Origin of the sequence: Streptomyces sp. NPDC093111, assembly GCF_040683955.1 — a bacterium.
Classification (GTDB): domain Bacteria; phylum Actinomycetota; class Actinomycetes; order Streptomycetales; family Streptomycetaceae; genus Streptomyces.
The window spans coordinates 119011-131879 of the sequence record NZ_JBFBNW010000011.1 but is presented as its reverse complement, the minus strand read 5'-3'; the positions used below and the strand labels follow the sequence as shown (position 1 = coordinate 131879).

The 12869-nt window shown below is 72.6% G+C and carries 14 protein-coding genes; 3 read left to right on the top strand and 11 right to left on the bottom strand.

What is annotated here, in order from left to right; genetic code table 11:
• Window positions 1-32: 32 nt before the first annotated feature.
• Window positions 33-2162 carry a LamG-like jellyroll fold domain-containing protein gene (locus AB0Q96_RS20690; protein WP_365327415.1) on the bottom strand — a complete coding sequence of 710 codons (2130 nt, stop codon included), beginning with the start codon at window positions 2160-2162 and terminating at the stop codon, window positions 33-35.
• Between the two features lie 120 nt (window positions 2163-2282).
• Window positions 2283-2729, bottom strand: coding sequence for a DUF1772 domain-containing protein (locus AB0Q96_RS20685; RefSeq protein WP_365327413.1), 447 nt, complete (start codon window positions 2727-2729; stop codon window positions 2283-2285).
• A gap of 91 nt (window positions 2730-2820) precedes the next feature.
• On the opposite strand from AB0Q96_RS20685, the gene AB0Q96_RS20680 reads away from it, so the two are divergent.
• Complete coding sequence (locus AB0Q96_RS20680) at window positions 2821-3399, top strand: TetR/AcrR family transcriptional regulator (RefSeq protein WP_365327411.1); 579 nt, start codon at window positions 2821-2823, stop codon at window positions 3397-3399.
• A gap of 47 nt (window positions 3400-3446) precedes the next feature.
• Here the strand turns inward: AB0Q96_RS20680 and AB0Q96_RS20675 are convergent, their stop codons facing one another.
• Window positions 3447-4130 carry a class F sortase gene (locus AB0Q96_RS20675; RefSeq protein WP_365327409.1) on the bottom strand — a complete coding sequence of 228 codons (684 nt, stop codon included), beginning with the start codon at window positions 4128-4130 and terminating at the stop codon, window positions 3447-3449.
• A gap of 84 nt (window positions 4131-4214) precedes the next feature.
• A complete protein-coding gene (locus AB0Q96_RS20670) occupies window positions 4215-4778 on the bottom strand; it encodes a sortase (protein ID WP_365327407.1) in 564 nt (187 codons plus the stop codon).
• A gap of 335 nt (window positions 4779-5113) precedes the next feature.
• Here AB0Q96_RS20670 and AB0Q96_RS20665 point away from each other — a divergent pair, with 335 nt between their 5' ends.
• Together AB0Q96_RS20665 and AB0Q96_RS20660 are read left to right on the top strand one after the other, a co-directional pair.
• On the top strand, window positions 5114-6181 hold the full coding sequence (locus AB0Q96_RS20665) for a right-handed parallel beta-helix repeat-containing protein (RefSeq protein WP_365327405.1): 1068 nt from the start codon (window positions 5114-5116) through the stop codon (window positions 6179-6181).
• Window positions 6182-6249: 68 nt separating this feature from the next.
• On the top strand, window positions 6250-7293 hold the full coding sequence (locus AB0Q96_RS20660; RefSeq protein WP_365327403.1) for a methyltransferase: 1044 nt from the start codon (window positions 6250-6252) through the stop codon (window positions 7291-7293).
• 93 nt (window positions 7294-7386) lie between these two features.
• Here AB0Q96_RS20660 and AB0Q96_RS20655 read toward each other — a convergent pair whose 3' ends face one another.
• The 7 genes from AB0Q96_RS20655 to AB0Q96_RS20625 all read right to left on the bottom strand — a co-directional run bounded on the left by AB0Q96_RS20655 (window position 7387) and on the right by AB0Q96_RS20625 (window position 12757).
• Window positions 7387-7719, bottom strand: a complete 333-nt coding sequence (locus AB0Q96_RS20655; protein WP_365327401.1) for a TcmI family type II polyketide cyclase — start codon at window positions 7717-7719, stop codon at window positions 7387-7389.
• A 96-nt stretch (window positions 7720-7815) separates the two neighbouring features.
• Entirely contained in the window at window positions 7816-8295 is a 480-nt protein-coding gene (locus AB0Q96_RS20650; protein WP_365327399.1) for an SRPBCC family protein, read from the bottom strand.
• Window position 8296: 1 nt separating this feature from the next.
• Complete coding sequence (locus tag AB0Q96_RS20645) at window positions 8297-8557, bottom strand: acyl carrier protein (protein ID WP_365327397.1); 261 nt, start codon at window positions 8555-8557, stop codon at window positions 8297-8299.
• Between the two features lie 27 nt (window positions 8558-8584).
• Window positions 8585-9829 carry a ketosynthase chain-length factor gene (locus AB0Q96_RS20640; protein ID WP_365327396.1) on the bottom strand — a complete coding sequence of 415 codons (1245 nt, stop codon included), beginning with the start codon at window positions 9827-9829 and terminating at the stop codon, window positions 8585-8587.
• Complete coding sequence (locus tag AB0Q96_RS20635) at window positions 9826-11094, bottom strand: beta-ketoacyl-[acyl-carrier-protein] synthase family protein (RefSeq protein WP_365327394.1); 1269 nt, start codon at window positions 11092-11094, stop codon at window positions 9826-9828. The genes AB0Q96_RS20640 and AB0Q96_RS20635 overlap by 4 nt, the downstream gene beginning before the upstream one ends.
• Entirely contained in the window at window positions 11091-11558 is a 468-nt protein-coding gene (locus tag AB0Q96_RS20630) for a cupin domain-containing protein (protein WP_365327392.1), read from the bottom strand. The genes AB0Q96_RS20635 and AB0Q96_RS20630 overlap by 4 nt, the downstream gene beginning before the upstream one ends.
• Window positions 11559-11632: 74 nt before the next feature.
• Window positions 11633-12757, bottom strand: a complete 1125-nt coding sequence (locus AB0Q96_RS20625; RefSeq protein ID WP_365327390.1) for a SchA/CurD-like domain-containing protein — start codon at window positions 12755-12757, stop codon at window positions 11633-11635.
• Window positions 12758-12869: the final 112 nt, after the last annotated feature.

Below are 12869 nucleotides of genomic sequence, written 5' to 3'. Positions count from 1 at the left end.
AGGACGAGGACGTCACGATCCGCCGGCCGGGCTCAGGCCGCGGGGGCCCTGAAGTGGCAGTTCGTGGAGATGGGCGAGGTGGTCGTGCCGTCGGTGGTGCGGACGCGCCAGCCGTACGTGTGACCCGGGAGCAGCCGGGGGACCGGGACGGAGACGGTGCCCTGGCCGCGGACCTTGGTGCTCGCCGAGCCGGCCGCGCCCATGGTGATCGGCTGCGGCTGCGTCGGGTCGGTGTTGTCCCAGATCGAGAACTCGGCCCACACCTCCTTCGACGGGTCGGGGTGGGTGACCGTCGCCGTCAGCGTCGGCGTGAGGGTGCTCGACGTGCCGTAGTCGGCGCCGAAGGGGTCGACGTTCTGGTGGCAGCCCTGGGACAGCGGCTCGCCCGGGACCTCGCGCAGCTGCGTGCTCCGGCCGGTCGGCGCCGTCAGCCGGCCGGCGTACGAGGCGATCTGGTCGTCGCGCAGCGGGTAGCCGAAGGCCGCCACGCGCTGCACGGAGCCGTTGAACCAGGCGTTGTGGGCGCCCTTCACCTTGTCGCGGCCGACGACGAACGGGCCCGTGGCTGCCCACCGGTCGGCGTCGGCGTGGACGGCCGTGGCCTTCTTCACGCCGTCGACGTAGAGCGAGACCGCGCCGCTGGTGGCGTCGTACACGCCCGTGAGATGGGTCCACCTGCCGGCCGTGGCACCGGGGGCGATGGCCTGGTCGACGTTCCAGGTGGCGCTGTCGGCCTTCGGCAGGGCGAAGCGCCAACTGCTGTCGCCCTGGTTGTAGAAGAGCATCATGCCGCTGATCGTCGTCCCGTCCTGGGACAGCACGACCGACGTGCCCGCGCCCGGGTTGGCCTTCGCCCAGGCGGAGACGGTGAAGCTGCGGGTGGTGTCCACGGCGGGCCCGGCCGCGGTGGCCGCACCGGTGGAACCGTCCAGGGCCAGCGCCCCGCCGTGCTCGCCGGGTGCCCAGGTGGCGCCGCCCGTCAGCGTGCCGTCGAAGCCGTCGGGGCTGCCGTCGAGCCGCCAGGCCGGCTTCCCGCCGCCCTGCGTGTGGCCGTACAGCGGGGTGTGGTCGGAGTAGCCGGTCGGGTCCGGCCGGCACGGGTCGGGGACGCTCACCGGAGTCGTCTTCGTGCAGGTCGGCTGGACGGAGACCCGGTAGTCCGCCTGGTCCGCGAAGTCGGTCCGGGAGTCGCAGCCGGTGAAGCCGCCGGTGGCGAAGAGGTAGTCGATCTTCACGGTCGTGTACCCGGAGTACGACAGGATCCCGCCGTTCGCGTCCTGCGTCACGCCGCCGAGCGTCAGCTTGGTCGGCTCGTCGGAGGTGTCGCCGGTGCCGTACGCCCGCTGGTCGCACTCCGGCATCAGGCTGTAGAGCGGCTGGAGCCGGTCCTGGAGCCGGGTGTTGAAGTCACCGCCGAGGACGACGGACGGGAACGTCCCGACCACGTCCGTGACCGTCGCGATCTGGTCGGCGTAGTACTGGTCGGCCTGCGCCTGCGTCAGCCTCTCCGGGACGTCGGCCCCGAAGTTGGACACGTGCGTCGTGCACAGGTGGTTCTCCCAGCCGGCCACCTCCACGCACAGCACGCCGCCGCGACCCATCGACAGGCCGAGCGGGGTGGTGAAGTCCGTCTCGGTCTTCCAGGTGATCCGGCCCTTGACGCCGATGGCCACGCCCAGCGTGCCGGACAGCGAGCCGCGGCACTTCGAGCCCTGCGTGTCGATCAACTCGACGCCCGGCTGTTCTGGTTGGTACGTGTCGCCCGGGCGCGTCCCGCCCGCGAGCGCGAACGTCCAGTCGGAGCCCGGGTCGTCGGCCTCCAGCTTCGCCTCCAGCGGGACCAGGTGACTGGCCGAGCACACCTCCTGGAGCATGACCACGTTGAGGTCCCGCTCCTGGACCAGCCGGGCGATCCCCTCGATCTTCTTGCCGGGCACGTTGCGGTACGGGCAGTAGCCGTCGTCCGTGGCGATCCGGCCGCCGGCCTCCCCGCAGATGTTCCAGGTCATCGCCCGGACCGACTCCCGGGTGGTGGCGGTGCCGGCCGCGTCCCCCGGGACCGTCGTGACGGCGGCGGCGGGCACCGCCTGCCCTCCGAGCAGGACGACGGCCGCGAGGACCGTCGCCATGATGTGCAGCCCGCGGGCCGCGATTCTTCGCATGAGTCGTCTCTCACCGGCGGACCTGTGGGGGTCCGCTGTTCCCCCGCCCCGACCCGGGGCGGTGTCATGACTCTGCCAGCCGCATCGGCGCAGGTCCCGCCCGGGTCATCGCCCGTGGGCTCAGGTGAGGGCGGTGACCAGGCAGGTGAAGGCGGCGATGATGACGGCGACGCGGACGTAGTGGAAGCGGTCCCAGCGGTTCGACTGCTCCTGCCAGTCGGCGGGCCGGTTCTCGGGGGTCCAGGTCTTGCCCCGGTTGTTGATCGGGACGAGCAGCAGCACCGACATGATCACGCTCACGAGCAGCAGCGCGGCGCCGGTGACGACGAGACCGGTGCCGGGGCGGTGCCACCCGGCGACGGCCCGGACGCCGGCGAGGACCAGCGAGGTGATGTACCAGACCGGCATCACCGCGCCGAGCATCCGGCCCCCGTGGGCCCGGCCGAGCAGGCCGGCGTCCTCGGGGAGCGCCTTGAAGATCGGGTTCATGACGAAGGCGACGGAGAACTCCACTCCCACCATCAGGCCGACGAGCACGGTGGTGAAGACCTCGAGTGCGGTGAACATGATGACCCCTCCTGATTTCTAGCGGTGCTAGATGATGGGGCAACGCTAGACCTTCTGCCGCTCGATTGTCTAGCGATGCTAGGATCAGATCATGTCGGTACAGGAACGCAAGCAGCGCGAACGGGCGGACCGCGAACGCCTCATCGTGGCGACGGCCCGTGAACTCGCCGAGCGGCAGGGCTGGGACGCGGTCACCACCCGCCGGCTCGCCGAGCGCATCGAGTACAGCCAGCCCGTCCTCTACAGCCATTTCCGCGGCAAGCGCGAGATCATCGGCGCCGTCGCGCTCGAAGGGGCCGCCGAGTTGGCCGCGGCGCTGCGGGCCGCGACCTCCGCCGCCGACGGCCCTCGCGCCCGGGTCACCGCCCTGGCCCGCGCGTACCTCGGCTTCGCCGAGCGCAACCCGGCGGTCTACGACGCGATGTTCCAGCTCGACGGCGGCCTGGCGTTCGCCCGGGAGGACACGCCGGAGCCGCTGAAGGACGCCTTCGCCGCGCTCCTGGAGAGCCTCGGCGAGGTCGCGGGGGAGGGGGTCCACCCGGGGCTGTTCACGGAGGTGTTCTGGGCGGCCCTGCACGGGCAGGCCACCCTGACCCGGGCGCGACGCCTGCCGCCGGAGGACACCGAGCGGAGGGTGGAGCTGGTGGTGGAGCGGCTCGCCGTGCTGTGAGCCGCTGAGGAGGGGGCGGCGACGGCGGACCGGCCTTCCCCCGGGGGCTACTTCACCGCGCTCATCGTCGCGTACACGACGGTGTTGGCCCGGTAGCCGGTCTTCTTGGACCAGTCGCCCCCGCAGGTGATCAGGCGCAGTTCGGGGCGGGTGGAGCCGGCGTAGACCCGGGCGTCGGGGAAGGCGTCCTTCGCGTGGACCTCCACCGCGTCGACCGTGAAGAGGGCCGTCCGGCCGTCCTGGCGGTCGACCGCGATCTCGGCCCCCTTCTCCAGGGCTCCGAGCTCGTGGAAGACGGCCGGTCCGTACGGGGTGTCCACGTGCCCCGCCACCACGGCCGTCCCCCGCGCGCCCGGCGCGGTCCCGTCGGCGTACCAGCCGGCCAGCGCGGGGGCCGTCATGGGCGGCGGGAGCAGCCTGCCCTGGGGGTCCAGCTCCAGACGGGTCAGGAAGGCGTCCACCTTGATGGCCGGGATCCGGATCCGCACCGGGGCCGCGTCGGGCAGCGGCGCGGGACCGGGCGCCGCGGCACCAGGCGTCGCGGCACCGGGGACTGCCCGCGCCGCGGCCGGCGCGCCGGCCTGCGCCGCGGTGGGCCGCGGAGGGCTGCCGTCCCGCAGCGCGCCGGACACCAGCAGGGCCCCGAGGAACGCGGTCCAGAGCAGCGTCCGGACCGTCGGCGGGCGCCGCGCCGGCCCGTCGGCGGCCTTCGGCCCGGAGCCTGTGCTCATGAGGGTGCCGCCTTCACTCGGTGCCGGGATCCCGGCGGCCCCCGGACTCCTCGCGGAGTGCCGGGGGCCGGGTCGGACGGTGCGTCAGGCCGAGGTCCCGGCCCGGGAGGAGCGCCGGCGCAGGCGGGCCACACCTCCGGCGACGGCTCCGCCGAGCAGCAGGGCGCCCAGGGCGAGCTGGGCACCGTTCCCGTCGCTCTCCTCGGCGCCGGCGGCCCAGCCGAAGCCCGCCTCGACGGCACCGTGCGGGCGGCCGGAGATGTGGTACGTGACGGTCTGCTTGATCCGGGGCGGGCACTTCAGGGTCACCGTGTCGGTGCCCGAGGCGGCGTTCTCGGGCACCCGGAACTCGCCCACCAGGACGCCCTTCCGCTCGCCCGGCAGCAGGTGGAACTGGCCGGCCAGCTCCGACTCGCCCTTGCCGTAGGTCTCCTTGCCGCAGGCGGTCGTGGAGACGGTGACGGTGGAGCCGGGGAACGCCTTCCGCGGGTTGATCCGGACCGTGCCGGCGGCATCCACGGTGGTGGCCGCGCCCGCGGCGGCGGCGTCCCAGTCGGCGCTCCCGTCGGCGGCCAGGGCGGAGGGGGCGGACAGGGCGAGGGCGCCGACGATCAGGGCGACGGGCAGACCGCTACGTGCGAGACGCATGCTTCTCTCTTTCTGCTTCCTCGGAGCCTTCTCGGCCGCGCGTGTGCGCGGCACCTGTGCTGTGCTCCGTGCACGAGGCAAACGCCCCCCTGTGACCACCGCAACGCGAGAAGCGCGACCCGGTGTCCCCCGTCAGGGTTGCGCCCGGCCCCTTCCACTCCCGTCGCCGCAGGTCACAGCGGGTCGAGCACGGAACAGGAAGGAACCCGGTCCGAGTGGCGAACGGCCTAGCGCCCGACCGGTCGGCACGGCGCCCGGCGACCTTCCGGGGGACATCCGGCCCACCCGGGGGAACAGCGGTGGCAGACCGTCACACCCCCTCATAGCTTCGGGACATGACCAAGCGACAGATCGCCTCCCTGGCCTGCGCCGTGGCTCTCGCGGGCTCCGGAGTGGGCGCCGCCGCCCCCGTGGCGGCCGACAGTCCGACGGTGCACCGGGTGAAGCCCGGCGAGTCCATCCAGAAGGCGGTGGACGCCGCCCGGCCGGGGGACACCGTCGTCCTGGCTCCCGGCACCTACCGCGAGAGCGTCCGCATCACCACCTCGAACCTGACCCTGCGGGGCTCGACCGTCTTCCCCACCGTCCTCGCGCCCGGCACGGCCGCCGCCGACGACACCTGCGCCAAGGCCGGCCACGGCCTCTGCGTGACCGGGCTGGACGGCGCTCCCGTCAAGGGCGTCACCGTGCGCTCGCTGACCCTCAGGGGCTTCGCCAAGAACGGGCTCTGGGCCTCGCGGACCGACCGCCTGAAGGTCGACCGGGTGACGGCCGAGAAGAACGGCAACTGGGGCATCGCCCTGGAGCGCTCCGTCCGCAGCGTGCTGACCCGCAACGTCGCACGGGACAACGCGGACGCCGGCCTGTTCGTCTCCAACACCGTGGACTCGGAGGCCGGGGCCGTCGACACCGACGGAACCCGGATCAGCCACAACCGCTCCTCCGGCAACCGGGTCGGCATCACGGTGCGACGCCTGCGGAACCTGACCGTCGACCACAACGAGGCGACCGGCAACTGCGCCGCGGTCTTCGTGGTGGGCGACGAGTCCACCCCGCGCGCCGGGGCGATGCGCCTGCGCCGCAACCACATCCACGCCAACAACAAGCTCTGCCCCAAGACCCCCCGACTGCCCTTCCTGCAAGGCTCGGGAATCGTCCTCACCGGCGCCGAGGAGACGACGGTGGCGGAGAACCGCATCGAGGACAACGTGGGCACCTCGCCGCTGTCCGGCGGCATCGTGCTGTTCAAGAGCTTCGTCGGCGCCCCCAACGAACGCAACGACATCCGCGACAACGTCGTCCTGCGCAACGGCTCGGCCGACCTGGCCGTCCGCGACACCGGCAAGGGCAACACCTTCCGCGGCAACACCTGCGGGGTCTCGGAACCCGCCGGCATGTGCTGACGGCCTCCCCCTGCCCGACCCACACACCCCCCCACACCCACGGCACCACCGCACAGACAAGGCGACAGATGACGACTGTTGACCCGGCCCCCACCCATCAGGCCACCCCGCCCCCCATGCGGCTGCGGGAGCTCGTCTTCGGGGCGGCCTGCGCCGCCGCCGTACGCGCGGCCGCCCGCCTCGGAGTCGCCGACGCCCTCGGGGACACCCCCATGACCGTGGAGGACCTGGCGGCGGCGGTGAAGACCCAGCCGCGGACCCTGCGGCGGCTGCTGCGCGCACTGTCCTGCCAGGGCGTGTTCACCGAGCACGCCGACGGGACCTTCGCGCACACGGAGATGTCCCGGCTGCTGCGCGAGGACGATCCGCAGAGCCTGCGCTACATCGCGCTGTGGTGCACCGAGCCGTGGACGTGGGACGTGTGGCCGAAACTGGACGAGGCCGTGCGCTCCGGCCGCAACGTCTTCGAGGACGTGTACGACAGGGAGTTCTTCGCGTACCTCAACGAGGACGCGCCGGAGTCCGCGTACGTCTTCAACCGGGCCATGACCACCTCCAGCCGGCAGTCGGCCCAGGACGTCGCCGACCTGCTCGACCTCGACGGCGTGTCCTCGGTCGTGGACATCGGCGGCGGCCAGGGGCACGTCCTGGCGAGCCTGCTGGAGAAGCACCCCGGCCTGCACGGCACCCTGCTCGACCTGCCGCGCGTGGTGGAGAACGCCGATCCGCGGCTGCGCCCGGGCGGCGCCCTGGCCCCCCGGGTGCGCGTCGTGCCCGGGGACTGCCGCGCGGACATCCCGGTCCGGGCGGACCTCTACATCATCAAGAACATCCTGGAGTGGGACGACGACAGCACCCGCAGGGCGCTGGCCAACGTCCGCGAGGCGGCGCCGCCCGGCGCCCGCGTCGTCGTGATCGAGAACCTGGTGGACGACACCCCGTCGATGAGGTTCACGACCGCCATGGACCTCCTGCTGCTCCTCAACGTCGGCGGCGCGAAGCACACCCGGCAGAGCATGGTCGACCGGCTCACCGACGCCGGTCTCGTCATCGGCGAGATCCGGCCGGTCAACGCGTACCTCCACGCCTTCGAGTGCACCGTCCCCGCCTGACGGGAAGCCCGGAAACCGAGGCCGCCCGCTCCGCGTCTGTCGCGGGGCGGGCGGCCTCGGTGTGCTCCGTCGTGCCTGCGCACGGGCGGGTGCTCAGGAACGGGTGTCCCGTTCCCAGCGGTAGAAGCAGTGCGCCATGGCGTCCTTGGGGCCGCGCCAGGTCTCCGGGTCGTACGCGCTGACGTACGCCGACAGCTTCTCGCTGGTGTCCCGGAACTCCGGGTGCCCCGTCAGCTTCGCGATGGCGGGCGCCGGGTCCCGCTCGGACTCGATCAGGTGCAGATAGACGTCCCCGAACTGGAAGAGGCTGCGCCGGGTGACGCCGACCAGGTGCGGGAGCTCGCCGCGGTCGGAGGCGGCGAACACGTCGGCGATCGCCGGCGCCGAACCTGGGGCCATGCGGGCGACGATCAGGGCGTGGTGCATCGGGCGTCCTTCCTGGGTGTGCGGTGTGCGGTGTGCGGTGTACGGGTGTGAGGGGGTACGGGTCCCCGGCCGGAGACCCGGAAGGTGCGTGCGCCGTCAGCCGGGCAGGACCGGCGCGCTCCGGCGCTCGCGGGCGACCTGCTCGACGCGGTCCCGGATGAGCGCCATCTGGGTGCGGGAGTTGTTGTTGATGTTGTCCGTCATCCAGGCGTCGTCGACCGGAGCGTCGGGCTTCATCGCGAAGTCCTGCACCCAGCGCATCCGGACGCCGGCCGGCGTCTCCTCGTACTCCCACCGGATGTCCATGTGCGCGAACGGTCCGGTCTCGACGCGGCGGGCGCGGACGGTCCGCCCCGGCCGGTCGACGGTGCGCTCCGACACCCAGCTCCAGACCTTCCCGGCCTGGTCCGGATGCATGGTCAGCCGGAAGGTGGTGGAGTCGCCCTCCCGGGAGAGCACCTCCAGGGAGGCGTACTCGCTGAACAGGCTCGGCCAGTTCTCGATGTCGTTGGTGATGTCCCAGACGAGGTCGAGCGGAGCGTCGATGGTGATCGCGTTGTCGGTGTGCCCGGCCACGTCAGACTCCCGTCTGCAGGGTCTTGTTGACGAGACCGACGAACTCGCCGGGCGTCTTGCAGCGCTCCGCGTCCGTGGGCAGCGAGACGCCGTACCGGTTCTCCAGCTCGCCGACGATGCCGAGCAGCCCGAGCGAGTCGAGACCGATGGTGCTGAACGGCGCGTCGGGCGCCTTCTCGAGCTCCCGAGGGTCGGCGGTGACGCCGGCCGCCTGCTTCATCAGCACGGAGAGTTCGTCGAAGGTCAGTGCGGTGGTGATCATGAGGGTGCTTCTCCTTCCCGCCCGGTCCTACCGGGCGGATTCGTCGCCGCGGCGCACGACCAGCGCCGCGTTGGATCCCATGAGTCCTCTGCTGAGGACGAGGGCCGTGCGCAGCTCGGCGGGGCGAGCGCGGGACATCACCAGGTCCAGGTCGTGGTCGATGTCGAACACGTTCGGGGTCGGGGGCACCACGCCCTGCTCCATCGCGAAGACGGCGGCCGCGATGTCGAGGAGGGGTGCCCCGCAGTAGGCCCGGCCGAAGCCGGTCTTCGGCGCGGTGACCGGGACGCGGGAGGCGCGCGCCCCCAGTGCGTCGGCGAGCGCCAGTGCTTCGGCGCGGTCCGCCGCCGGTACGCCCAGGGCGTCGGCGAAGACGACGTCGATCTCCTCCGGGGCGCACTCGGCCTCGGCGAGGGCTTCGCGGACGGCACGCGCGAGTCCCTCGCGGGACTCCTCCCAGCGGGAGGCGCCGGTGAACGTGGCGCCGTGGCCGGCCACGACGGCCCGGACGGCCGCTCCCCGGTCACGGGCCCGGGTCTCGTCCTCGACGACGAGCATCGCGCCGCCCTCCGCCGGGACGAAGCCGCAGGCCCCGGAGGTGAAGGGCCGGTAGGCCCGGTCCGGGTCCTCGACGGTGCTGAGCTCGGGGTATCCGAGCTGGCAGACCATCGAGTACGGGGCGAGGGGTGCCTCGGCGGCGCCGACGACCACCGCGCCCGTGCCGCGCCGTACGGCGCGGGCCGCGTGGGAGACGGAGTCCAGCCCGCCCGCCTCGTCGCTGGCGACCACCCCGCAGGGCCCCTTGAAGCCGCTGCGGATGGAGATCTGGCCGGTGCTCGCCGCGTAGAACCAGGCGATGGACTGGTAGGGGCCGACGAACTTGGAGCCCTGTCCCCACAGCTTCTGCAACTCGCGCTGGCCGAACTCGCCGCCGCCGGACCCGGCGGCGGTGACCACCCCGATGTCGAACGGCTCCTCAGGGTCGTCGCCGAGGCCCGCGTCGTCGAGGGCCATGGCGGCGGCGGCCATCGCGTAGTGGCTGAACCGGTCGGTCTGGACGACGAAGCGCTCCTCGATGAGGGAGGAGGCATCGAAGCCCCGTACCTCGCCCGCGATCTTGAGGGGCAGGTGCTCGCACCCTTCGCGGGTGATCCGGTCCAGGACGCCGAGCCCTTCGCGTACCGACTTCCAGTACGCCTCGGAGCTCAGTCCGTTGGGGGCGATCACCCCGATGCCGGTGACGACCGCGCGCCGTGGTCCGTGACTGTTCATCGTGATCTCCCTCCCGGCCCGGTCAGGAGGACCGCGGACTGGAATCCGCCGAACCCGCTGCCCACGGAGAGCACGTTCCTCAGCTTCCGCGAGCGGGCGGTGCGCGGCACGTAGTCCAGGTCGCACTCGGGGTCGGGGGTCTCGTAGTTCGCCGTCGGCGGTACGGCCTGGTGCTTCAGCGCCAGGACGCAGGCGACGACCTCGATCGCGCCGATCGCGCCGAGCGAGTGCCCCACCATCGACTTGATCGAGCTCATGGGGGTGTCGTAGGCGTGGGCGCCCAGGGAGCGCTTGACGGCGGCGGTCTCGTGCCGGTCGTTCTGCCGGGTGCCCGAGCCGTGCGCGTTGACGTAGTCCACCAGGGTGGGGTCGAGCCGGGCCTGGTCGAGCGAGGAGTCGATCGCCCGGGCCATCTCGAGTCCCTCACCGGTCAGACCGGTCATGTGGTAGGCGTTGCCGAAGGTGGCGTAGCCGCCGATCTCGCAGTAGATGTGCGCACCGCGGGCCCTGGCGTGCTCGTACTCCTCCAGGACGAGGACCGCCGCGCCCTCGCCCATGACGAAGCCGTTGCGGCGGTCGTCGAAGGGCCGGGAGGCGTGCTCGGGGTCGTCGTTGTCGGGCGACGTCGCCTTGATGGCGTCGAAGCAGGCCATGGTGATCGGGGATATCGGCGAGTCCGACGCCCCGGCGATGCAGACGTCCGCCCGGCCCTCCTGGATCGTGTGGAAGGCGTAGCCGACGGCGTCGAGGCCGGAGGTGCAGCCGGTGGAGACCGTCTGCACCGGGCCTCGGGCGCCGAACTGTTCGGCCACGACCGAGGCGAGCGTGCTCGGCGAGAACGCCATGTGCAGTTTCGCCTCGGCCGCGCGGTGGTCCACGTCCCACCGCTGCCCGCCCTCGCTGACCAGCACGTAGTCGTGTTCGAGCCGGGTGGTGCCGCCGACGGCGCTGCCCAGGGAGACGGCGACGCGCCAGGGGTCCTCGGTGTCGGTGTCGAGCCCGGAGTCCCGCACGGCCTCGTCCGCGGCGACCACGGCGAACTGGATGTACCGGTCGGCGTGTCGGCTGAGCTCGGGGTCCAGGCCGTGCGCGGTCGGGTCGAAGTCGCACTCGGCGGCTATCCGGGAGCGCAGTCCGGCCGGGTCGAACAGGGTGATGCCGCGGGTGGAGGTGCGGCCGGCGGCGAGGAGGTCCCAGAACGCCTTCGTCCCGGTGCCGCCCGGCGCGACCACACCGATGCCGGTGACGGCCACGCGCCGGTTCACTCGACGGCCCCGCTTCGCTCGGCCGGGACCGGGTCGTGCACGGTCAGGTGCGGCCCCGCCGCCGCGAGTTCGCCGTCCTCGGCGACCTCGGTGTCGACGTGGCCGAGGCTCGGCCGCGGGGCGAGCGGCCCCAGGTGGAAGACCATGCGGGCCTCCACGTCGCCGACGTTGCGGAACCGGTGCCGCATGTCGATGGGGATCAGGAGGCCCTGGTCGGGTACGAGGCCGAACGTCTCGCCGTCCAGGTCGACTTCGAGCGCGCCGGAGACGACGTACACGAACTCCTCGGAGTAGGGGTGGTAGTGCTCACCGATGCGCTCGCCGGGCGCGACGATCGCCAGGCCCATGAAGCCGCTGGTGGAGCCCACGGTGGCCGGCGTGAGCATGGCCCGCAGGTCACCCCCGCGCCTGCGGTTGGGTTCCGTCTCGCTCAGGGACACGATGCGAGGACGCTGCTTGAGCATGGTTGTTACCTCCGGTGGTGAAGTGGCGTGCGGGTGACCGGCCGCGGCCCGGGGGCCGCGGCCGTGCCCGCGCGTCAGGAGACCGCCGAGCTGCGGTCGGTGACGGGCAGCATGTCGGCGTGCGACAGGAGGCGGTTGATGTTGCGCTCCGTCTCCAGGGAGCCCTCGACGCCGATCGCGGCGCCGTCGAGGAGTCGTTCCAGCTCGGCGGCGGTCCCGGGGCCCTTGAGGCCCAGCGAGGCGACGGGGTCGGCGTCGAGCTCGCCGGTGAGGTCGACGAGGCGCACCACGATGTCGTCCCGCTGGAAGACGGTGCTGCCGTACACCGGGCTCGCCGGGTCGTCCGCGGCGGCCGCGTCCTGGTGGGCGAGCAGCCGGGCCAGTTCCATCCCGCGGCCTTCCTTGGCCGGGTAGTACAGCGCGTGCCGCCGCACGTCGTCCGGGGCCGGCCGGCCGGACACCACGTGGTGCACGGCCGGGAGCGCGGCCCGGGTGAAGAAGAGCCGTGCCGACTCGGGGTCGGTCAGGTCCCGGTCCTGCTCCAGGTACGGGTTGATGGCCTCCTCGACCGCGCGCACCTCGGGCTGGCGGGCGACGTGGCGCAGGGCCGCGAGGAGGTCGCCCTCGACCTCCACGGCCCGCACCACGCGGTTGCCGTGCATGAAGAGCGAGGTCCGGCGCAGCCGGGTGTTCTCGTCGACCTGGGCCTCGGGCGACTCGTACCCGGCGAGGAGCTCCGCGACCTTCGACTCGGAGCCCGGCTTGACGGTGAACGTGAGGGCGTGGCGGGCGGCTCCGTCGCCGACGCGGGCGGCCACCTGGTGCCGCGAGGGCGCGTGCTCGGGCGCGAGCGGCCGGCGGGGACCGGTCTCCCTGAGGATGCTGTAGCGCATCGACCGGGTGTCCCGGACGCAGCTGTGCATGGGCTTCACGGTCTCCACGTGCTCCTCGCTGTTCACCCAGGCGAGGAACGGCGGAGCGCTCTCCCACTCGCTGGTGATGAGCCACTGCGAGGGGTTCTCGATCGACTGGCAGAGCTGGTCACTGATGTGACCGGGCACGGACGCGACCTGCTTGCACATGAGCTCGTACGCGTCCAGGAACTGCTGCTGGGCACCTTCGTACAGATCGAGCAGCAGGATCACCCGCAGTCTCGATCCGTCGAACGCCGACTGCGAAATACGTCCCGAGTTGGACATCCAGCGCACCACTTTCTCTTCCGCGAGGAGGGTTCGGGAAGGACCGCCGGGCACCGTGGGCCCGCAGTCGTCATGTGCCGATCGTTGGCGGAGGAGGCGATCCGCGCGAGCC